This window comes from Citrobacter sp. Cy070 (assembly GCF_030332245.1).
Lineage (GTDB): Bacteria > Pseudomonadota > Gammaproteobacteria > Enterobacterales > Enterobacteriaceae > Citrobacter > Citrobacter youngae.
Genome location: NZ_JAOWIG010000086.1, coordinates 44,994 through 66,974 on the forward strand (window position 1 = coordinate 44,994; position 21,981 = coordinate 66,974).

The 21,981-nt window shown below is 53.3% G+C and carries 19 protein-coding genes and 1 pseudogene; 6 read left to right on the plus strand and 14 right to left on the minus strand.

Going from position 1 to position 21,981, the window contains the following annotated elements; genetic code table 11:
* Positions 1-65: 65 nt before the first annotated feature.
* The 8 genes and pseudogenes from gltP to nrfA all read right to left on the minus strand — a co-directional run bounded on the left by gltP (position 66) and on the right by nrfA (position 8,142).
* Positions 66-1,376 (minus strand): glutamate/aspartate:proton symporter GltP, encoded by a 1,311-nt coding sequence (gltP, locus tag OGY19_RS18030; protein WP_048213908.1) that lies wholly within the window; start codon positions 1,374-1,376, stop codon positions 66-68.
* Positions 1,377-1,720: 344 nt separating this feature from the next.
* Entirely contained in the window at positions 1,721-2,341 is a 621-nt protein-coding gene (gene nrfG, locus OGY19_RS18035; protein WP_115601138.1) for a heme lyase NrfEFG subunit NrfG, read from the minus strand.
* A pseudogene (gene nrfF / locus OGY19_RS24625) lies at positions 2,338-2,721 on the minus strand (heme lyase NrfEFG subunit NrfF); the annotation flags it as partial. The pseudogene nrfF and the gene nrfG, both read right to left, overlap by 4 nt.
* A 16-nt stretch (positions 2,722-2,737) precedes the next feature.
* Positions 2,738-4,465: a heme lyase CcmF/NrfE family subunit gene (locus OGY19_RS18040; RefSeq protein WP_186336747.1), complete on the minus strand. Its 1,728-nt coding sequence runs from the start codon at positions 4,463-4,465 to the stop codon at positions 2,738-2,740.
* 8 nt (positions 4,466-4,473) lie between these two features.
* Positions 4,474-5,430 (minus strand): cytochrome c nitrite reductase subunit NrfD, encoded by a 957-nt coding sequence (gene nrfD / locus OGY19_RS18045; RefSeq protein WP_048213912.1) that lies wholly within the window; start codon positions 5,428-5,430, stop codon positions 4,474-4,476.
* On the minus strand, positions 5,427-6,098 hold the full coding sequence (gene nrfC, locus OGY19_RS18050; protein ID WP_005132585.1) for a cytochrome c nitrite reductase Fe-S protein: 672 nt from the start codon (positions 6,096-6,098) through the stop codon (positions 5,427-5,429). Before nrfC ends, nrfD begins: the two co-directional genes overlap by 4 nt.
* Positions 6,095-6,661 carry a cytochrome c nitrite reductase pentaheme subunit gene (nrfB, locus tag OGY19_RS18055; protein WP_115601139.1) on the minus strand — a complete coding sequence of 189 codons (567 nt, stop codon included), beginning with the start codon at positions 6,659-6,661 and terminating at the stop codon, positions 6,095-6,097. The genes nrfC and nrfB overlap by 4 nt, the downstream gene beginning before the upstream one ends.
* A gap of 44 nt (positions 6,662-6,705) precedes the next feature.
* Positions 6,706-8,142, minus strand: a complete 1,437-nt coding sequence (gene nrfA, locus OGY19_RS18060) for an ammonia-forming nitrite reductase cytochrome c552 subunit (protein WP_048213914.1) — start codon at positions 8,140-8,142, stop codon at positions 6,706-6,708.
* Positions 8,143-8,575: 433 nt separating this feature from the next.
* Between nrfA and acs the strand changes: the two genes are divergently transcribed.
* From acs to actP, 3 genes are all read left to right on the plus strand, one after another.
* Positions 8,576-10,534, plus strand: coding sequence for an acetate--CoA ligase (gene acs / locus OGY19_RS18065; RefSeq protein ID WP_115601140.1), 1,959 nt, complete (start codon positions 8,576-8,578; stop codon positions 10,532-10,534).
* 187 nt (positions 10,535-10,721) lie between these two features.
* Positions 10,722-11,036 carry a DUF485 domain-containing protein gene (locus OGY19_RS18070; RefSeq protein ID WP_006688274.1) on the plus strand — a complete coding sequence of 105 codons (315 nt, stop codon included), beginning with the start codon at positions 10,722-10,724 and terminating at the stop codon, positions 11,034-11,036.
* Positions 11,033-12,682, plus strand: coding sequence for a cation/acetate symporter ActP (gene actP, locus OGY19_RS18075; RefSeq protein WP_115601141.1), 1,650 nt, complete (start codon positions 11,033-11,035; stop codon positions 12,680-12,682). The genes OGY19_RS18070 and actP overlap by 4 nt, the downstream gene beginning before the upstream one ends.
* A 45-nt stretch (positions 12,683-12,727) precedes the next feature.
* Here the strand turns inward: actP and OGY19_RS18080 are convergent, their stop codons facing one another.
* Together OGY19_RS18080 and OGY19_RS18085 are read right to left on the minus strand one after the other, a co-directional pair.
* A complete protein-coding gene (locus OGY19_RS18080) occupies positions 12,728-13,417 on the minus strand; it encodes an LrgB family protein (RefSeq protein ID WP_003031745.1) in 690 nt (229 codons plus the stop codon).
* The gene (locus OGY19_RS18085) at positions 13,410-13,820 is read right to left on the minus strand and encodes a CidA/LrgA family protein (protein ID WP_003031742.1); all 411 of its coding nucleotides are present in this window, start codon (positions 13,818-13,820) and stop codon (positions 13,410-13,412) included. The genes OGY19_RS18080 and OGY19_RS18085 overlap by 8 nt, the downstream gene beginning before the upstream one ends.
* 101 nt (positions 13,821-13,921) lie before the next feature.
* Here OGY19_RS18085 and OGY19_RS18090 point away from each other — a divergent pair, with 101 nt between their 5' ends.
* Entirely contained in the window at positions 13,922-14,812 is an 891-nt protein-coding gene (locus tag OGY19_RS18090) for a LysR family transcriptional regulator (RefSeq protein ID WP_040229800.1), read from the plus strand.
* An 84-nt stretch (positions 14,813-14,896) separates the two neighbouring features.
* Here OGY19_RS18090 and OGY19_RS18095 read toward each other — a convergent pair whose 3' ends face one another.
* The 3 genes from OGY19_RS18095 to soxR form a co-directional block, all read right to left on the minus strand.
* On the minus strand, positions 14,897-16,543 hold the full coding sequence (locus OGY19_RS18095; protein ID WP_040229801.1) for a Na+/H+ antiporter: 1,647 nt from the start codon (positions 16,541-16,543) through the stop codon (positions 14,897-14,899).
* A 157-nt stretch (positions 16,544-16,700) separates the two neighbouring features.
* Entirely contained in the window at positions 16,701-18,050 is a 1,350-nt protein-coding gene (gene ghxP / locus OGY19_RS18100) for a guanine/hypoxanthine transporter GhxP (protein WP_005132609.1), read from the minus strand.
* A gap of 592 nt (positions 18,051-18,642) precedes the next feature.
* Positions 18,643-19,101, minus strand: coding sequence for a redox-sensitive transcriptional activator SoxR (soxR, locus tag OGY19_RS18105; protein ID WP_003826630.1), 459 nt, complete (start codon positions 19,099-19,101; stop codon positions 18,643-18,645).
* A gap of 86 nt (positions 19,102-19,187) precedes the next feature.
* Here soxR and soxS point away from each other — a divergent pair, with 86 nt between their 5' ends.
* On the plus strand, positions 19,188-19,511 hold the full coding sequence (gene soxS / locus OGY19_RS18110) for a superoxide response transcriptional regulator SoxS (protein WP_005132611.1): 324 nt from the start codon (positions 19,188-19,190) through the stop codon (positions 19,509-19,511).
* Between the two features lie 2 nt (positions 19,512-19,513).
* Here the strand turns inward: soxS and pdeC are convergent, their stop codons facing one another.
* Positions 19,514-21,100: a cyclic di-3',5'-guanosine monophosphate phosphodiesterase PdeC gene (gene pdeC / locus OGY19_RS18115; RefSeq protein ID WP_115601142.1), complete on the minus strand. Its 1,587-nt coding sequence runs from the start codon at positions 21,098-21,100 to the stop codon at positions 19,514-19,516.
* Between the two features lie 551 nt (positions 21,101-21,651).
* Here pdeC and OGY19_RS18120 point away from each other — a divergent pair.
* On the plus strand, positions 21,652-21,933 hold the full coding sequence (locus OGY19_RS18120) for a YjcB family protein (RefSeq protein ID WP_048213921.1): 282 nt from the start codon (positions 21,652-21,654) through the stop codon (positions 21,931-21,933).
* Positions 21,934-21,981: the final 48 nt, after the last annotated feature.

Genomic DNA, 21,981 nt, shown 5'->3' on the forward strand with positions numbered 1-21,981 from the left:
GGCCTACACATCCTTTGTAGGCCTGATAAGACGCGTGAGCGTCGCCATCAGGCACCCATCACTAATTACTGCGCGGTCTTATCAAATTTACCCAGCATCTCGCGCTCGTAAGCCAGCGCTTTCTTGCGGTCAAACTTGTGTTCCCACTTGGCGATTACCAGCACCGCCAGTGCATTCCCCACCACGTTCAGCGCGGTACGCGCCATGTCGAGGATACGGTCAACGCCGGCGATAAACGCCAGGCCTTCCAGCGGGATCCCGACGCTGCCAAGCGTAGCCAGCAGTACGACGAAGGAGACGCCCGGCACGCCTGCAATCCCTTTCGAGGTGACCATCAACGTCAGCACCAATACGATTTCCTGCCATAGTGACAGGTCGATACCGTACAGCTGCGCAATGAAAATAGCGGCAATACTCTGGTACAACGTTGAGCCATCAAGGTTAAATGAGTAACCGGTCGGCACCACAAAGCTGGTAATTGAGGCTGGCGCGCCATAGGCTTCCATTTTCTCAATAATACGCGGCAGTACGCTCTCAGAACTGGCGGTTGAATACGCCAGAATCAGCTCATCTTTCAGGATACGGATTAAGATCCAGATACTCAGACCACAGACACGCGCCACGATACCCAGCACCACCAGCGCAAAGAACAGGATGGCAAAATGCACCAACAGTACCAGCTTCGCCAGCGGCCACAGTGAGGCAAAACCGAAGTTCGCGACGGTCACAGCAATCAGCGCGAAAACGCCAACCGGCGCGTAGCGCATCACCATGTGCGTCACTTTAAACATGGTTTCGGAAATAGAGCGGAACACGGTCACCAGCGGCTCGCGGTGAGTAGCTGGCAGCGAAGACAAGCCTAAACCGAATAACACCGAAAAGAAGATAATCGGCAGCATGTCGCCTTTCGCCATCGATGCGACGATGTTGGTCGGCACCAGTGACAAAATCGTGCCCATCAGGCCATGCGCGTGGCTTTGCACTTCTGCGGTTGTATTTTGATATTTCGAAATATCCACAGTCGCCAGCTGCGACATATCAATCCCGGAACCCGGTTGAAACACGTTCGCCAGCGTAATGCCGAGAATAATGGCGATGGTGGTGATCACTTCGAAATAGAGAATGGTTTTGGCGCCAATACGGCCCAGCTGTTTGGCATCGCCTACCCCGGCAATACCCACAACCAGCGTGGAGATAACAATCGGCACGACAATCATTTTAATCAGGTGGATAAAGATATCACCCGCCGGTTGCAACAGGTTTAACACCAGCCATTCGCGGCTGTCACTATGGTAATGCAGGTAACTCCCCAGCAAAATGCCCAGCACCATGGCGATGAGGATCTGCCATGCCAGGCTGACTTTCAAATTTTTCATAACAACGGACTTCCTCGATGGAGCGCTATTCCGCATATAAAAATGCGAGAACAGTACATACTGAAAGGGTATGATTTGTGTTGCATTCGTTTATAGAGTTTTTTAACGCTTATTATCATTATCATTTGCACGCTATCTCGCGCAAGCCTTTCAGAACAGGGGGTTTAGCTGAAATTATGCATAAAAACGCGAGTTTATATCGGTAATCATGAATAACTTTTTGTTATAAAAGAATTTTTATTTGATAAAAAATGAAGAAGTTCTTCCATGAGTTTTTTTTGCCCACTTGTTCAATTGCCTGTTTTTTAAACAGGCAAAATGATGCAAATCACAAAAAAACAAATTTATTTTTGCCGATTCTGCAATAATTTCGCCATATTAATCGAGTCGATCAACTGCGCACGATTCACCCTCGGCGAGTTTAAATCCATTACTTTTTGCCACACTGAAATAGCCTGGGCGTAGTCTGCCTGCATAAACGCATCTGAGGCTAACAACATCAGCGCGGTAACTTCGTTACCGTCCAGCGCCAGGGATTTATCTATCATTTCGCGCGTTTGCGGTGTCATATGTTGCCCGGCCTGATAGTACAACACCGTCGCCAGCGCCGAATAGATTTCGGCGTTTTCACCCCGAAAACGCAGCGCCTGCTCATAGGCCAGCAGTGCATTGTGATACGCATTTTGCCAAAGATAATATTCCCCCAGTTGCGCCCATAACACACCGTCCTGTGGAGCAGCACGAATCTGCGACTGCAAAGAAAGTAGCTGTTTTTCCTGAATGTTATCATCGGAGAACGCATGTAATGGGTCCGCCAACCGCGCCTGTTCCTGCCGCACCGCCTGCCATTTTGGCGTCAACAGATAACCGCCGATGCAGGCCACAACCATCAGCACCACCGCAGCAGTCAGCCACTTCACGGGCATTGGTCGTAACGGCGCTGTGGGATGTTCGGACTGACTCATTGCACCTCCTCCTCTGCGCGCTGACGCTTTCTCACCCGCCAGACCACCACGCCGACCAGTAACAACAACAGGCACGGCAACGCCCACAGCAGCAGCGTCTGCTCATTCAACGGCGGGTTATAGCGTACGAAATCACCGTAACGATCGGTCATCCACGTGGTTATCTCGGCTTCACTTTTCCCTTCCGCCACCATGCTGTAAACCTGGTGGCGCATACTGACAGCTACCGGCGCATTGGATTCCAGCAAGTTTTGGTTTTGGCACTGCGGGCAGCGCAGCTGGCTGGCAATAGACAGCGCTTTCTCCTGCTGTTGCGGGTTGGCAAACGTCCATGTGTCCACAACCTGGGCATGCGTGGCGAAAGTGATAAAAAACAGGACGATAAAACCGCAGATATTACGCATCACGCTTCCTTCCTCGCCATCCGCTCAGCAGCGCGCCAAAGACCATTAACAGTCCGCCGCCCCAAATCCAACGCACGCCGGTCTGCACGTACAAGCGCATGGCATAACGGTCTGGTCCGGTTTTTTCACCCATCACCGCGTACCAGTCATGTAACAGATTCCAGCGGATCCCCGGCTCCATCATCTGTTGACGACGCGCGGCATAGAAGCGCCTTTCAGGTTGCAGGCTGCCAATGCGTTTCTCATTGTGCCACAGCGTGATCTGCGCTTTTTCACTGGTGTAGTTACCTTTGGCTTCCAGGTCGAGACGCTCAAAACGGAAAACGTAGCCCGCCAGTTCCACCTGCTGCCCGGGGCTCAGGTTCAGGCTTATCTCCTGACGGCTCCCGCTGGAAAAGACGATCCCTGCCGCAAACACCAGCACCCCGGCATGCGCCAGCAGCGCCGGAAGCTGACAACGTACAGACACGTTGCGGCTTCTGACCGTTGCCAGCACAATAACCAGCAGCATCAGCAGCCCAAAGGGCAGCGTAGCGCGATTAAAGTACGGTGCGCCCACAGAAAGCCGCCCCCAGCCGAACAGCCCGTAAATCATCGGGTAGAGCGTGCCAATCAGCACAATCAGCAGCACCGCACTAAAGAGCAGCAACGCAACCAGAATCAGCATCTCGCGTGACCAACCGCCAAAACGCGCATTCTGCCGGACTTGCTGGCCCCGCCAGGCGTACAGCCCGAGCGACGCCAGACTCAACACGGTAAACAGCGCAAACAACGGCGTGGCACGGACGTTATCCAGCGCGAAAGCATGCACCGAAACGAGAATGCCGGAACGCACAATCAGCGTCCCCAGCAGCGATAAAATCAGCGTGACGATAGCCAGCAGCAGCGACCAGTGGCGGAAGATCCCGCGCTGGCGCGTGATATACAGGCTATGCAGCAACGCGCTGGCGGAAAGCCAGGGTAATAAGGAAGCGTTTTCTACCGGGTCCCAGAACCACCAGCCGCCCCAACCCAGCTCGCAGTACGCCCACCAGGAGCCGAGGATAATCCCCAGCGTCAGCGCGCACCAGCCGGGCAGCGCCCAGCGCCAGCACACCCAGGCGCTCTGCGCATTAAAGTCACTACGTAGCAGCGAGGCCAGCGCCACGCCTGCCGCCACCATTAACCCCCCGTAACCCAGGTACAGCAGCGGCGGGTGGAGAATTAATCCAAGGTGTTGCAGCATCGGATTAAGGTCGCGCCCTTCAATGGCTGGCGGAAAGATACGCACGAACGGATCGGACCATACCACCACAAACAGCAACAGCAGGGCCGTTATCATTGAAAGGACGCTGAGCGTCAGCGGAAACAGCGCGTTGGTATCACGCCGATAGCGAAGAGCAAACAGCGCGCTCCAGGCGGAAAGAAACAGCACCCACAGCAGCAACGATCCTTCATGACCGCCCCACACCGCCGCCAGTTTTAATCCCCACGGCAGCAGGCTGTAGCTGTGCTGGGCAACGTAGACCACCGAAAAGTCACTGGTCAGAAAGCAGAATACCAGAATGGCAAAGGCCAGTAGCAGCAGGGCAAATTGCGTCCACACGCCCACGCATGCCAGGCGCATCACCCCTTGCCAGCGCTGGCGGACACCCACCAACACGGCAAGCGGGGTCAACACGTTGACCCCGAGGCTTAATAACAGCGCCAGAAAACCGGCTTCAGGAAGGAGAACGTCCAGATATCACCTTACGCAACGGTTAGCTGACCCGCATAGAGAATAAAAAAGCGCAGCAGCAGTACGCCGGTCAGGCTGGCGCCGCACACTGCCAGCACGCCATGAAACGTCGAACTGCGATTGGCCCAGGGTTTTAGCAGCATCGGCAGTATCAGCCCAAGCCCGGCCACGCCCAGCCAGAACCACCAGGTCCAGAATCCGCCGCCCAGTGCCGCCGCCAGCGCACGCATTTTGCCGTCATCGCCCAGCGCCAGGCCGACGAAGAACGCCGCCAGCAGGAAGACCTCCAGCCATACGACCGGGACTTCCATGCGATGCACAAAGTGCGCTTCCGTACTATGTGGGTTGCTACGATGGCGTAACGCCATGGCGATCAGTGCCACTGCCGCACCGGAGGAGATCCCGGAGAACAGGAACAGCACCGGCAGGATCGGGTTATTCAGGAACGGGTAGGATTTCAGCGCCGACAGCAGGAATCCGGTATACGCCCCGAGCAGAACCGCCAGCACCAGCATTAGCGTCTCAAGCGCGCGATGGAACGGCGTGATTAGCGTCAGGAGTTTTGACACCATCGTCAGTCGCGGCACGAACCGCTGTTGCAGGGCAATCACCTCTTTTTCAAAGATTTTTGCCAGCCACAGCACTAACACCACCATGTACAACTGGAACAGCATAACCCCCATCGACATCACCGAAGTGAAGCTGTAGTGGAACATCAGTTTCCAGAAGGTCCATGGACGCGTCAGGTGGAACACCAGAATCAGCAAACCGAAGATAATCGCCCCCGGCCCTAACACCAGCGTGGTGCGCAGCAGCGTGCTGTCAGAACCACCCGCCTGCGGATGGAAACGACGTAGCAAAATTGCCAGCGTAACCAGTCCGGCGGAAATGCCGATCAGGAACAGATAGATGGCAATGGGCCAGTCCCACACCAGTGATTCAAAATGAAATGCAGAAGCGGATGTCATTGGCTCACCTCCCCAAATTTAAAGGGAACGCGGTAGACCTTCGGTTTCGTGCCCAGCGCCAGCTTGTAACGGTAGGTGGTTTTCTGCTGCAACAAGCGGGAGATATCGCTGTTGGGATCGTCCAGATTACCAAACGTCAGCGCCTTCGTCGGACATGACTCAACGCAGGCAGGCTGTTTGCCCGCTTTCAGGTTGGTTTTCCGGCAGAAATCGCATTTATCCGCCGTTTTGCTCACCGGATGGATAAAGCGCACACGATAAGGACACGCGGCGATACAGTACTGGCAGCCAACGCAAAGGTCGGGGTTCACATCCACAATGCCGTTGGCGGCATCGCGATACGATGCTCCCGTCGGGCAGACGTCAACGCAGGGAGCATGGTCACAATGCTGGCACGAGTGACGGAAGAAGCGATACTTCACATCAGGAAATGTCCCTTGCGGCTCGCTGCGAATAATCGTCAGACGCGATACGCCTTCCGGCACGTTGTTAACTTCCCGACAAGCATCCATGCAGGCCGTACAGCCGATGCATAAAGACTCATCATGAACCATACCGTAACGCACGCCGTTGATGTTCAGCGTCTTCGCCACAACGCGTCCCGCCGTCCCGCTCACTGCCACCAGCGCGCCGACGCCGGTGATAAACTGGCGACGAGAGCAACTCATGGATGCTCCTTAAGCAACGGAACCGACGCCGGGTTAAAGTTCGGATTGTTACGTTGATCGCTGTGGCAATCGACGCAAATCTTGATCCGTCCTTTATCGCTCAGCGTCTGCATCGTGTCTTGCTTCGGATGCAGTGAGTGACAGCTGGCACACGCCACTTTGGTTACATGGACATCGTGCGGCCAGAACGCTTTTTGCAACTGCTCAGGCAGGTGACAGGACATACAGACGCTGTTCTGCTGCTCCACGTTGTACATCGGCTCATTAAAGCGCATCACATCTTTCACCCCTTCGCGGTGGTTCCGTGACGGCTGGCCGTGACAATTGGTGCAGGTGACAGGCAGTTTGTTATTCGGGTTGATGGCTTCCGCATGCTTACCATGCATGCCTTCGGTATGGGGCTTATGACAGTCCAGACAGGCGGCATCCGGATTACGCTGTTGGGTAACCGTCCAGCGTTGATCCGACTCCTGCGGCGTTGGCGTGGCAGTGATTCCACTCAGGCTCCATAACAAGCCTGACGCCAGCACCCCAGCAGTTAATAACGAACGTAATACGCTCATATTCACTCCGTTGAGTTATCCGCCCCTTGCGGGGCGAAATGGGGTTATTGGCTTAACAGACCGTTTTTACGCGCCTGATCTTCCCACTGCGGAATCACCGTTTTGATGAAGTCCTGCTTCTCAGCATTGATTTGCTGCATGTTCAGACCAATCGCCGCCTGGGCTTTCTCTTTGGTAGAGATATCCGGTAACGGGATTTCATGCGTGATGCCTTTGGTCGCCAGCAGACGGACCAGTTTGGTACGCGCATCGGCAGCTTTATCCATGGCGCTACCCAGCATCCGCAGGCCTTCTTCCGGCGCGTGCATGTGAATACCGTGTGAGGCGATAGACAGGTCCCAACGCCATTGCGCGTGGCGAATGTCTTCCAGAATCGGCTTCATTTCCGCTTCCGTTGCGCCCGCATCCCATGCTGCTTTCGCTTCGAAATGGGCATGTACCAGTTGATCTTCAACCTTGATTTTCAGGTCATGAATGGCCTGTTTACGCTCGGCGACCACTTTTTGCAGGGACGCTTTGTCCTGGGTGTGGCAGTTCGCACAGGTCTGAGCGAAGTTATCGAACGGATTCCCAATCTTATGGTCGGTGTAGATCTTGCCTTCCGCGTTCTGCACTTTCGGCATGTGGCAGTCGATACAGGTCACGTTGTTCTTGCCGTGAATGCCTGCGCTCCAGGTTTCATACTCCGGGTGCTGCGCTTTCAGCATTGGGGTTTTAGACAGGGAGTTGGTCCAGTCAGAGAAGGCGATGGTGTCGTAGTATTTCTCCATGTTCTCGACTTTCATGCCGTCGTCCCACGGGAACTTAACGGCTTTGTTTTTACCGTCGAAGTAGTACTCCACGTGGCACTGGCCGCAGACCATGGATTGCTGATCGAAGCGACCGGCTTTCTCAAACGGTTTGCCGATGGTTTCCATCGCGCGTTCAGCATAAGGGCGCGACAGCGTCAGTTCTGGCTTGCCTTTGGCAAAGTCTGGTGACGCGGTGTTATGGCAATCTCCGCAGCCAAGATTGTTAACAATTTCAGGACCGCCGCGCGCCCATTTACCGTGGAAGTAGCCATCTTCACCGTCTTTCTGGATCAGACGCGCCACATCCGGGCTTTTACAGCTCCAGCAGGCCATCGGCAACGGACCATCTTCTGCCGTTTTGGGTGCACCGGTACGTAAGGTTTCACGGACATCGGTCACGGCATACGCGTGCCCGCGCGGTTTGTTGTAATCGCGCGAGAAGGGATATCCCGCCCACAGGATCACCAGACGCGGATCTTCTGCCAGCGCATCTTCACGGGCTGATTGCTCAGACGTGGCTTTCCAGGAGAGATATTGATCGGGATGCTGAGGGGCGAAGACTTCATTCTTCGCTTCAACGGTGACGGTTTTTGCGGGTACGGGGGTTTGTTCAGCGTGAACTGCAGAGATAAATAATAAAGGTACTAACAGGCTGAAGAAACGGCGTACGCGTGATTTTATCCTTGCCATAGGGGTCTCATCCAGATGACGCCATTATCTGCAATGGCGGTTCTTTTATTGTTTTCCATAACAGCAACCACACGAATACTGTCATGACATTGCTCCACCCTATTTGTAACAAGAAACCCCACAAGAAATGTTGTTTTTAATCAATTGTAAGTGTATGTAAAATAACACTTTAGAGTTATTTACCCCTTCTAATCCCTCACTCTTTTGTCTATACCCGACACAGATCACCTTTTCAAAACTCTCTATATAACCGCATGTTATCGCGAGATTTAATCAATTTTTGCTAGTTCTCTTCAAAATTCAGTTTGCCGCTAATTTGCACAATTCGGTTATTGCGTGATCTGTCGCCCAAATACTAAACAAAACTCGCAAAGCCCCTACATTTAACGTTTGTGCGACATATTATTAACATCCTACAAGGAGAACAAAAGCCATGAGCCAAATACACAAACACGCTATTCCCGCAAACATTGCGGACCGTTGCCTGATAAACCCGGAGCAGTACGAAGCGAAATACCAACAGTCCATTACCGATCCCGACACATTTTGGGGCGAGCAGGGAAAAATTCTTGATTGGATCACGCCATACAGCCAGGTAAAGAACACCTCTTTTGCACCCGGCAACGTGTCGATTAAATGGTACGAAGACGGCACGCTGAACCTGGCGGCAAACTGCCTTGACCGCCATCTGCAGGAAAACGGCGATCGTACCGCCATCATCTGGGAAGGCGATGACGCCAGCCAAAGTAAAAACATTACCTATCGCGAACTGCATCGCGATGTTTGTCGTTTCGCCAATACATTGCTGGATTTAGGCATTAAAAAAGGCGATGTGGTAGCGATCTATATGCCGATGGTGCCGGAAGCTGCGGTGGCCATGCTGGCCTGCGCCCGCATTGGCGCGGTGCATTCGGTCATCTTCGGTGGGTTCTCACCGGAGGCCGTCGCCGGACGTATTATCGACTCCAATTCACGCCTGGTGATCACCGCTGATGAAGGCGTGCGCGCCGGACGCAGCATCCCGCTGAAAAAGAACGTCGATGATGCGCTGAAAAACCCGAACGTGAAGACCGTGGAGCATGTGGTCGTCCTCAAACGAACCGGTGGAAAAACGGAATGGCAGGAAGGCCGTGACCTGTGGTGGTCCGATCTTATAGAAAAAGCCAGCCCTGAACATCAGCCGGAAGAAATGAACGCGGAAGATCCGCTGTTTATCCTGTATACCTCTGGTTCAACCGGTAAGCCAAAAGGCGTGCTGCACACCACGGGGGGATATCTGGTTTACGCGGCAACGACCTTTAAGTATGTGTTTGATTACCATCAGGACGATATCTACTGGTGTACTGCTGATGTGGGTTGGGTTACCGGCCACAGCTATTTGCTGTACGGTCCGCTGGCCTGCGGTGCCACCACGCTGATGTTTGAAGGCGTACCTAACTGGCCGACCCCGGCGCGTATGTCACAGGTCGTGGACAAGCACCAGGTCACAATCCTCTATACTGCGCCAACGGCTATCCGCGCCCTGATGGCAGAAGGTGATAAGGCGATTGAAGGCACTAACCGTTCATCGCTACGCATTTTGGGTTCCGTTGGCGAGCCGATTAACCCGGAAGCATGGGAGTGGTACTGGAAGAAAATTGGCAACGAAAAATGTCCGGTCGTTGATACCTGGTGGCAGACTGAAACCGGTGGATTCATGATCACCCCGCTGCCGGGCGCCACCGAGCTGAAAGCCGGTTCCGCCACCCGTCCGTTCTTTGGCGTACAGCCTGCGATTGTCGATAACGAGGGTAATCCGCTGGAAGGCGCGACCGAAGGCAACCTAGTGATTACCGACTCATGGCCGGGCCAGGCGAGAACGCTGTTTGGCGATCACGAACGCTTTGAGCAAACCTACTTCTCTACCTTCAAGAATATGTACTTCAGCGGCGACGGCGCGCGCCGTGACGAAGATGGCTATTACTGGATCACCGGTCGTGTGGACGATGTGCTGAACGTCTCCGGTCACCGTCTGGGAACGGCTGAAATCGAATCGGCGCTGGTGTCGCATCCGAAGATTGCCGAAGCCGCAGTGGTCGGTATCCCACATAATATTAAAGGCCAGGCGATCTACGCCTACGTCACGCTGAATCACGGTGAAGAGCCGTCACCTGAGTTGTACGCCGAGGTTCGCAACTGGGTGCGTAAAGAAATTGGCCCGCTGGCAACGCCAGACGTGCTGCACTGGACCGACTCACTGCCGAAAACCCGCTCCGGCAAAATCATGCGCCGTATTCTGCGTAAAATCGCGGCGGGCGATACCAGCAATCTGGGCGATACCTCGACCCTCGCCGATCCTGGCGTGGTAGAGAAACTGCTCGAAGAGAAGCAGGCCATCGCAATGCCATCATAACCATAACTGTGAAATGCCCGATGGCGCGCAGCTTATCGGGCCTACAAATCCTATCCCTACCCCTCCCCTGACCGGGAGGGAAATATAAAAACCCTCCCCCAAAGGATTTCGCGTTGCAGGGCTGCGGCAGCAGTCAGGTCATGCCTGCTGCGTGAAAGACGAAGGGGGAACCTCTGGAGACTCTGTGATGAATGACAATATTTATCAGCGGATAGAAGACAGTGCGCGTTTCAGGGAATTAGTTGAAAAACGGCAACGGTTTGCCACCATTCTGTCCATCATCATGCTGGCAGTTTATATCAGCTTTATTTTACTGATTGCCTTTGCGCCTGGCTGGCTGGGCACGCCGCTACACGCGGGAACCAGCGTCACCCGGGGTATTCCGATTGGGGTCGGCGTGATCCTCATCTCCTTCATCCTGACCGGGATCTATATCTGGCGGGCAAACGGTGAATTCGATCGCCTGAACAATGCAGTTCTGCACGAGGTTAAAGCATCATGAAGAGAGTCCTGACGGCGCTTGCCGCCACGCTGCCCTTCGCCGCAAATGCGGCGGATGCTATTAGCGGTGCAGTTCAACGCCAGCCAACCAACTGGCAGGCGATTATTATGTTCTTGATTTTCGTCATCTTTACGCTCGGTATTACTTACTGGGCGTCTAAGCGCGTACGTTCGCGTAATGACTACTACACCGCCGGCGGTAACATCACCGGTTTCCAGAACGGGCTGGCGATTGCGGGCGACTATATGTCGGCGGCATCGTTCCTTGGAATTTCCGCGCTGGTATTTACCTCCGGTTATGACGGGCTGATTTACTCGCTCGGCTTCCTGGTCGGCTGGCCAATTATCCTGTTCCTGATTGCTGAGCGTTTGCGTAACCTCGGTCGTTACACCTTTGCAGACGTTGCGTCTTATCGTCTGAAGCAAGGGCCAATCCGTATTCTGTCGGCCTGCGGTTCCCTGGTGGTGGTCGCGCTGTATCTGATCGCCCAGATGGTCGGCGCAGGTAAGCTGATTGAGCTGCTGTTTGGTCTGAACTATCACATCGCCGTCGTGCTGGTTGGCGTACTGATGATGATGTACGTGCTGTTCGGCGGCATGCTGGCAACCACATGGGTACAGATCATCAAAGCCGTTCTGCTGCTGTTCGGCGCCAGCTTTATGGCCTTCATGGTAATGAAGCACGTCGGCTTCAGCTTCAACAACTTGTTCACCGAAGCGATGGCGGTACACCCGAAAGGCTCCGCGATTATGAGCCCGGGCGGTCTGGTAAAAGATCCAATATCCGCCCTGTCGTTAGGTCTTGGATTGATGTTCGGTACAGCAGGTTTGCCGCATATTCTGATGCGTTTCTTCACGGTCAGCGATGCCCGCGAAGCGCGTAAGAGCGTATTCTATGCCACCGGCTTTATGGGTTATTTCTACATCCTGACCTTTATCATCGGCTTTGGCGCGATCATGCTGGTAGGTGCTAACCCAGAGTACAAAGATGCTGCAGGCGCACTGATCGGTGGTAACAATATGGCGGCGGTTCACCTGGCGAATGCGGTGGGCGGTAACCTGTTCCTCGGCTTCATCTCTGCAGTGGCGTTTGCCACCATCCTGGCGGTGGTTGCCGGGCTGACGCTGGCGGGCGCTTCAGCAGTTTCTCACGACCTGTACGCCAACGTGTTCCGCAAAGGCGCAACCGAACGTGAAGAACTGAAAGTGTCAAAAATCACCGTACTGGTGCTGGGCGTGATTGCCATTCTGCTGGGCGTGCTGTTTGAGAATCAGAACATCGCCTTCATGGTGGGTCTGGCGTTCGCCATCGCGGCCAGCTGCAACTTCCCGATCATCCTGCTTTCCATGTACTGGTCGCGTCTGACCACCCGTGGCGCAATGCTGGGCGGCTGGTTAGGTCTGCTGACGGCGGTGGTGCTGATGATTCTCGGCCCAACCATTTGGGTCCAGATTCTCGGTCACGAAAAAGCCATTTTCCCGTATGAATATCCGGCGCTGTTCTCCATCAGCGTCGCGTTCCTCGGTATCTGGTTCTTCTCTGCGACCGACAACTCAGAAGAAGGCAACCGCGAACGCGAGCAGTTCCGTGCTCAGTTCATCCGTTCCCAAACCGGGTACGGCGTAGAACAAGGTCGTGCACACTAACCTCCCTTCTCCTCCGGCTTTCGGGCCGGAGGATTATATCTTTTCTCAGAACATCAGCCTCGCCACCAACGGTGCCACCAGCACCATCACCACACCGGAAAGCATCATTACCAGACTGGCAACCACGCCCTCCTGCTGACCAAGCTCATAAGAGCGCGCCGTGCCTGCGCCATGCGATGCGGCGCCAAATCCTGCGCCTTTCGCCATTCCTTCACGAATGGAAAGCCGTAAAAACAGCACATCGCCGACCGCCATGCCGAATACGCCGGTCACCACCACGAACAGGGCCACCAGGTCCGGTTGCCCGCCCAACGGCTCTGCCGCCGCCAGCGCAAATGGCGTGGTGACGGAACGCACCGCCAGACTGCGTTGGATCTCATCAGGCAACATAAACAGGCGCGCCAGCCACACGGAACTGGTCACGGCCACCAGCGTTGCCGTTACCACGCCCGCCGTCAGCGACATCCAGTGACGCTTAATCACGGCAAGGTTGTCATACACCGGAACGGCAAAGGCGATGGTCGCCGGTCCTAACAGCCACAGCAACCAGTGCGATTCACCAATATAGTTTTGCCAGGAGATATGGCCGAAGACTAGCATCAGCACCAGCAGGGCCGGGGTGAGAACTAATGGCATCAGGGGTAATTTACGAAAACGGCGATATAAACGCTTATTAGCAAAGTAGATACCCAGCGTAATCACCAGACACAACACGCTTAGCTGGAAATTACTCACGGTTTAGCCTGCTCATTTCATAGCGATACACTTTATCCACCACCCACGCCGTTGCGCCGAGCACCATCAGCGTACTGATCGCAATGACGGCAAATATACGCCAGCCATCAACCAGCAACAGCTGCGTGTAGTTCACAACGGCGACCACCGCCGGGACAAAAAACAGCAGCATTTCAGCCAGTAACCAGCGAGCACCTGCGCGAATCCAGTTCAGCGGGATAACCCGGCAGACAATTAACGCCAGCATCAGCACCATCCCTACCAGGTTGGCAGGAAGCGGCAGATGCAGCCAGGAGACAAGATATTGAGCAAATACAAAGAGACCTGCGTACAACAGAACCTGAACGGGGATCTGGAGTCGATGAATAACAGCAGGCGTCACGCGGCTTATCGCCACAGCCATGAGGGTATGTCCTTAAAAAATAGAGAGCGCCAGTATAGAGAGCCCCCGTCCAGGACTGAAATGAATTAAACTCATTGCAGGCATAGTCTTAAGGAATAATCATGGATATCAGAACGCTGCGATATTTTGTTGAGGTGGTTCGTCAGCAGAGCTTTACCCGCGCAGCGGAGAAACTTTTTGTCACCCAGCCCACCATCAGCAAGATGTTGAAGAACCTTGAAGACGAGCTTAATTGCACGTTGCTCATCCGCGACGGGCGGCGATTGTTGTTAACCGACACCGGACAGGTTGTTTTTGAGCGCGGTCTGGCGATTTTGGCCGAGTTTCGCCAGCTTGAAGCCGAACTTAGCGACATTAACCATCTGAACAAAGGGCTATTGCGCCTTGGTATCCCGCCAATGGTCGGTATGTTGATGGCAGGTCCCATCAGCCTGTTTCGCCAGCGTTATCCCGGCGTTGAGCTTAAAATATCGGAGTTTGGTGGCTTAACCGTCCAACAGGCAGTCATGAGCGGTGATTTGGATGTCGCCATGACGGCCCTTCCGGTCGAGGAAGAGAGTGGACTGGCAACCTTACCGCTTTTCAGTCATCCGCTCTGCGTGCTGGTCCCCCGCTCCGGTCAGTGGACAACGTGTGAGTCCATTTCCCCCGAAGCGTTAGCGGAGCATCCGCTGCTGATCTATAACGAAGATTTCGCCTTGAGTCGCCAGCTGCTTGAACTGTTTAGCCAGCACAACGTCAAGCCGCGCATCGCAGTACGCAGCGGGCAGTGGGATTTTCTGGCGGCCATGGTGCAAGCCGGCGTCGGTATCGCTATTTTACCGGAGCCAATTTGCCAACGACTGGATAAACAGACGCTGCGCTGGATCCCGCTGGAGAGCGATTTACGCTGGCAACTGGGCATGATTTGGCGTGAAGGCGTGTATCTGTCGCACAGCGCTCAGGCGTGGCTGACATGCTGCGAAGGGTTTTGGTTAACGCAAGAATCGTAAGTGCCGGATGCGACGTAAACGCCTTACCCGGCCTACAATTCGATTCCGTAGGCCTGATAAGCGTAGCGCATCCGGCACAACCGTTTATTGGTTCTCGATCAGCAACGCTTCCAGCAAGTCCAGATCGTGCAACAGTTTCTGCAGCGTTTCATTGCTGATTTCGCGCGTGGCGCGCAGGTGATAAAGCTCTGCACGTTCTGAACGCAATGCCGCCAGGCGGAAACGTCGCTCGAGGTTCTCTTCCTGTAATGAGCTTTCCACATCGTTACGTCCATCGACGCGACGGCGCAGGTTACCGATTACACGAGAGCTCACTTCGGTCAGCAGTTGATTATCAATATTCTCTTCGCTGTCCGCCGCCAGACGCTCTTCCATTTTCTGGATAGCAACAATCGCGACTTCCGCCGTCGCAGCGCGGGCTATCCGCTCTTCTTTCAGTTGCTGCGAGTGATCTGCCACTTCCAGGTGTTGCAGCAGAATCGGTAGCATCACTACACCGACAAACAGCGAGAACAGGATCACGCCCGCGGCAAGGAATACTAGCTCGTAGCGCGCCGGGAAGCCGCTACCATCCGGCAACAGCAGCGGGATAGAGAGCACACCAGCAAGCGTAATCGCCCCGCGAACCCCCGCAAAGGAGGCGATCAGGATTTCACGCGTTGTCCATGAGCCAAACTCCATCGGCTTTTTCTTCAGGAAGCGCAGACTGAATTTTTTCATCGTCCACAGCCAGCCAAAACGCACCAGCATCAGCGCTACGTAAATCAGCACGATATCGGTAAACAGCATCCAGGTTTCAACGTTCGGATCGGCTTCTGCCGCCACCAGAGAAGACTCCAGAATCCCCGGTAATTGCAGCCCTAACAGCAGGAAGACCATACCGTTAAAGACGAACTCCAGCATTGCCCAGGTGCTGTTAGCACGTAAGCGCATCGCCAATGGCGCACGACGCATTACGCCTGAACGGGTTATCGTCATCCCGGCTGCGACCGCCGCGAGGATCCCGGAAACACCAATGTGTTCGGCAATCAGGTAAGAAGCAAACGGCAGCAGGAACAGCAGAACAATTTGCGTTGCCGGCTCATCGCCGCCCCAGCGGCTAAGAAAGCGCAGAGAGCGTCCATACAACCAGCTGACGACAAAACCCGCCAGGATGCCGCCAATCGCTACCTTAAAGAACTCAACCGTCGCACCACCAACGGTAAACACCATCGTTCCCATTGCCACGGCCACAGCAAATTTCAGCGATACCAGGCCAGACGCATCGTTCATCAACGCTTCGCCCTGCAGGATGCCCATGATTTTCTTCGGTATACGCCCCTCGCCTACAATGCCAGAAAGGGCAACGGCATCGGTTGGCGATAACACTGCGGCCAGCGCAAAAGCGGGGATCAGCGGAATCCCCGGGACCAGCCAATAAATCATAAAACCAATGCCGACCACCGTAACCAGTACGAGCGCCAGTGCCAGACCGAAGATCTCTCGTCCGTGCTCCAGAAACTCACGCGTTGGCGTCTTCCAGCCATCGGCAAACAGCAGCGGCGGGATGAACAGCACCAAAAACAGCTCAGGATCGAATTCCACATGCAAACCAAACGTCGGCCACGCCAGCAAGGCGCCGATGGCGATCTGCATAAGGGGTAAAGGGAGTTGGAAGGGCAATACGCGAGTAAATACCCCCGACAGCGAGACCACAAGGGTCATGATGAGTATGGTGAAAAAGATTTCCATGCGTTCCCTGTTTGCGATGTTTCTTATGATTAGTGGTGAGAGGCGTCGTGCCTCAATTCTATCTACTCGAGAGTAACGCAAAAGACAACGAGTGTGTTCTGAAAATAAAAACGGGCGGCAAAAGCCACCCGTTTTCAGGATCAAGAGCGTATCGGAATTAAATAGCCCAACCGCCTGCATAGAATGCAACCAGCGCCACGGCAATCACCACCGTTCCGATATTCAGTTTTCGCCATTCGCCGGAAACAATACGGCCAATAACCAGAGTGGCAAAACCGATCATAATGCCGGTCACGATATTACAGGTCAGCACGATAAAGACAGCGGTAATCAGTCCCGCCATCGCGTCGACGAAGTCGGTAAAGTCGATTTTCGCCACGTTGCTCAGCATCAGCAAACCAACATACATCAGCGCCGGTGCCGTTGCGTAAGCAGGAACAAGGTAAGAGAGCGGAGAAAGGAACAGGATCAGCAGGAACAGAACACCTACGGTGATCGCCGTCAGACCGGTTTTACCCCCTGCCGCGGTACCCGCTGCAGATTCAATGTAAACCGCCGCCGGAGCAGCGCCCACCAGACCAGAGAACACGCTGCTCAGGGAGTCAGTCGTTAACGCTTTGCCGCCATCAATAATCTGACCGTCTTTATCCAGCAGATTCGCCTGGCCCGCAACCGCGCGGATGGTTCCGGTCGCATCGAAGACGGCGGTCATGACCAGCGCCAGCACGCTCGGCAGAACGACAGGATTCAGTGCGCCCATAATGTCCAGGCTGCCGATCAGCGAGTTGCCGTTTTCGTCGCTCAGAGACGGCATGGCAAAAATACCGGAGAAATGCACGGCCGGATCGAAAATCAGGCCAACAACGGAAATACCGATAATAGTCAGCAGGATGCCACCCGGTACTTTCAGTTTTTCGAGGCCGATAATCACCGCCAGACCAATCAGCGACATAATGACCGGGAAGGTGTCGAAGTCACCCAGCGCAACCGGCAGGCCATCCAGCGGGTTCTTAATGACCAGACCAACACCGTTTGCCGCAATCAGCAGCAGGAACAGGCCGATACCAATACCCGTACCGTGCGCAACGCCCTGTGGCAGATTGCGCAGGATCCAGCTACGAATACCTGTCGCGGAAATGATGGTAAACAGAACACCCATCAGAAACACCGCGCCCAACGCAACAGGCACGCTAATATGCTGCCCCAGCACCAGGCTGAATGCGGTAAACGCCGTCAAAGAAATGGCGCAACCAATCGCCAGCGGCAGGTTTGCCCACAGACCCATCACAATAGAGCCGACACCGGCTACCAGGCAGGTTGCCACAAATACAGCAGCTGGCGGGAAACCGGCTTTACCCAGCATTCCTGGAACCACGATAACAGAGTAGACCATCGCCAGAAACGTCGTTAATCCGGCAACGACTTCCTGTCGAACGGTACTGCCACGGTGCGAAATTTTAAACCAGGCGTCGAGTGAACCGCCGGTACGCGCTGAAGGCGTAGACATAGAAAACATCCCCTGAGAGTTTATTTTTCGTCATTATGCGTGCTGGACAATCCACTGCCTGCTTAACGTTTTCTCCCTGTGCCAGGTTTGCGTCAGTAGGGGTGTCGCAAAAAAGCAAACGTTTAGCTCCGCGCATAAAAACGGGTGGTAAAAAAAAGCAAACGATTATCTAGCGATCATGTACTGGTTTTCAACTGAACTTTGCCGCTTTTTACTCATTTCTTCTTATAACGCACAAGAAATAGCCAGTCGATGCGCAAACGTTATCGTCAATGCGCAATCTGGCAACAAATTTCGCGCAGTTATTACAACCCCAGCGGTAATCTTTCACGTTAATTCGCGCAAAAAAACGAATGAAGATGCGGAAAATTTTTCGGCTAAAAAACCATCAATCGACTGGCAAATAGACGGGGGTGGCATACACTTACCTTATCAACACAAGCCGGAACCTCCCCTAATGTGCTCGACTGAGGGGTGTTGATGTCGGGGGAAACCCTCCCGTGAACCAGCGGGATAGAGTGAAAGACGAAGACCGGAACCAAACTAAAGCGCCCTCTGTGGCGCTTTAGTTTTATACCCGTATTTAAACCCATCAATCATCTTCCAGCAGGCGCGCCCCGGTCCCCTGCTCACCAAGCTGGTCGCCTGGGTTACGCAACGGGCAATCACTACGCGACAAACAACCGCAACCAATGCATCCATCCAGTTCATCACGCAACGCCACCAGGGTATGAATACGCCGGTCCAGTTCTTCACGCCATTGCGACGAGAGCTGTTTCCACTCTTTGGCGCTGAGCGAATGTCCTTCGGGTAATACCCCTAGCGCGTCGCCAATCGTCGCCAGTGGTATACCGATACGCTGGGCAATCTTGATAATCGCGACATAACGCAACACATCACGTTTGTATCGACGCTGATTGCCGCTGTTGCGCATGCTGCTGATTAACCCTTTGCTTTCATAGAAGTGCAGAGTTGATACCGCGACACCGCTACGTTTTGCGACTTCACCTGGCGTGAGCAGCGCTTTTATCCGGGGTAATTTCTTTTCCATAAATCGCTTTACCTCAAGTTAACTTGAGGAATTATACTCGCCCACAGACAAAACGACGAATCGAATACTGAGAAAGAGGCAGCCCTATGTCCCATCAGCAGATAATTCAGACCCTTATTGAATGGATTGATGAACATATCGATCAACCGCTGAACATTGAGGCGGTGGCGAAAAAATCAGGTTACTCGAAGTGGTATTTACAGAGGATGTTCCGCACGGTGATGCGTCAGACGTTGGGTGACTATATCCGCCAGCGCCGACTTTTGTTAGCCGCCGTGGAACTACGGACGACCGAACGACCTATTTTCGATATTGCGATGGATCTCGGCTATGTGTCGCAACAAACGTTCTCACGCGTGTTCCGCCGCGAGTTTGATCGTACACCCAGCGACTACCGTCATCGCCTGTAGGATTATTGCCCGCTCTGCGTCAGTATGGCGGGCGAGCGCTGTAGCCAGAGCATAAACTCCTGCGGCGGTAACGCTTTCGCAAAATACCACCCCTGACAATACTGAACGCCACGTTCAAGCAGCCATTCCATTTGATCTGCCGTTTCCACCCCTTCAGCAATTGTCTTCAGATGTAAGCTTTGCGCCATTTCGATGATATGTTCGGCAATCAGGTGGCTGGTACTGTTGGTCGCCAGCGTACTAATAAAAGATTTATCAATCTTCAGGATATCCACGTTCAGTGCCGCCAGATTGTGCAGATTGGAATATCCCGTCCCAAAATCATCAAATGCCACTTCATAACCGGCCTGACGGAATGCCTGGATTACCGGGGTCATTTTATGCACATCAATAAATCCACGCTCCGTCACTTCGACCTTAATTTGCTGGGCAGCGACTGAGTAATCACGCGCTTTCTCAGCGATCAGGGCAATCAGTCGGGATGAATGGAAATCAGAAGCAGAGAGGTTAATTGAGATATAAATCTGGGGATGCGCTGAAAGAAAATACCCTAAATCATTGAACACTTCTTCGACCACGTAATCCGTGATCCTTTCAATCATGCCTTCTTTTTCAGCCAGCGGAATAAATTCCGTCGGGCTCATAACCTCGCCTTTGCAACCTGGCCAACGCATCAGCGCCTCGGCCCCCACACATTGACCATTCTTGATATCGATGATCGGCTGGTAATGCAGGCGTAGCTGGCGTTTTTCCAGCGCACGCCTTAACAAACGACGAGGGGAATGGTACTGCTGGCGTGTACGCCACCACATCAACAGCATCAGAATGCTGCAGATCACCCCAAAAGGGATCGTGAGTGCGGCTTCGTGATAGAAATTTTGATGGACGCGATCGCGGGTCGTCGAAACAATAATCGCGATCGGGCGCTTCTCAGAACGAACGATGGTATAGAACCGATCGTCCAGTTGGAAGGTAGAGGCTTTACCGCGCACCAGCGGCAGAAATTGCTTAACATGCGCCTGATTGCTGGCGGAGAAGAAAGTATCCGTTATCGTGTCATAGACGCCCCACAATAGGCCAGGGTCGTCTGACATGACTTCGCTGTAAGATAATGGGTTAATGACAACGACGTAGTTTCCTCTTTGCATATACGTCATGTTGTAGCCAGAGAAAAAAGGCGTATCGCGATAGTAATAGATCGAAACGTCCGGCGTACGTTTATAGTCAGCGGTTGGCATAATATAGGGAACTGACGGTGCCATCGACGTAGAGCACAAAAAACGATCATCTTGTGCATAAATTAGCTCGCTGATATATAAACGCCCGCGAATAATATTCAGCATACTTTTCTGATGGGCAGGGGTACACATCTTACCCTGATACAGCTGAGCCATATCACGCGCTAAATCAGCTTGCTGGATCACCAGTTCCGTTTTATTTAACACCAGTTGAGCAAATGAGTGGAGCTGAGTGCGGGTTTCGGACATCGCCCGGATATGAGCAAACCATAGCGCCAGCACCACGGGGAGCAATACCACCGTGAGCGTGCCGAGGAGCTTCAGCATCTTGCTTTGCGCACTGAGATTCATGTCAGCCCTATTTCCCTGTTTCGTATATGCCAGTACCCATCAAGGCAGGATGCTATAAACACCAACTGGTTAAGTTGCATGAATCTATCAACATTATCAACAGACGTCTCTATGTAAAAGTCTGATAATAGTGGATGATGATATTATTTTCCCGTAAGGCAAACTTAAAGTTACGCTTATTTTGCAACATCATTATCAAGAAAGAGTAATGTTTTACACGCGTTATACTGGCGGCACGTATAAAACACATTAACTTTTTTAACGATTAATTTCGGATAAAGAAAACAAGTAACATGAATGCATCTTACATAACGCATAATTTATTATTCGTTTATGAATCAAGATAACCATACAATTACCATGGATAAAAACCGGCAAAAATAACGTCAGATACTGGTGAACAAACGAGCAAATGTGATATAGTTCACAGAAATAATGTAACAGAAACATTGTTTCATTCATGTTATTGCCCGTCGATAGCCAGAGTACCACACCCTCTGTGAATAACCCCGCGCTGTCCTGGGCATCAAGACTTTCTGAGGACGTTTTTCATGGCAACAATAACAACTGGCGTAGTTCTTCTGCGGTGGCAACTGCTCAGCGCAGTACTGATGTTTTTAGCCAGTACGCTCAATATTCGTTTTCGTAAATCAGATTATGTTGGACTGGCCGTTATCAGCAGCGGTTTAGGACTTGTTTTTGCCTGCTGGTTTGCAACCGGATTACTCGGTATCACCCTGGTAGATGTATCCACTATCTGGAATAACATCGAATCTGTGATGCTCGACGTGATGAGCCATACTCCGCCAGACTGGCCGATGGTGTTGAATTGATAACAGCAGTGTGTCCGACCAGATTATACCCGGTCGGACACGGTTTTA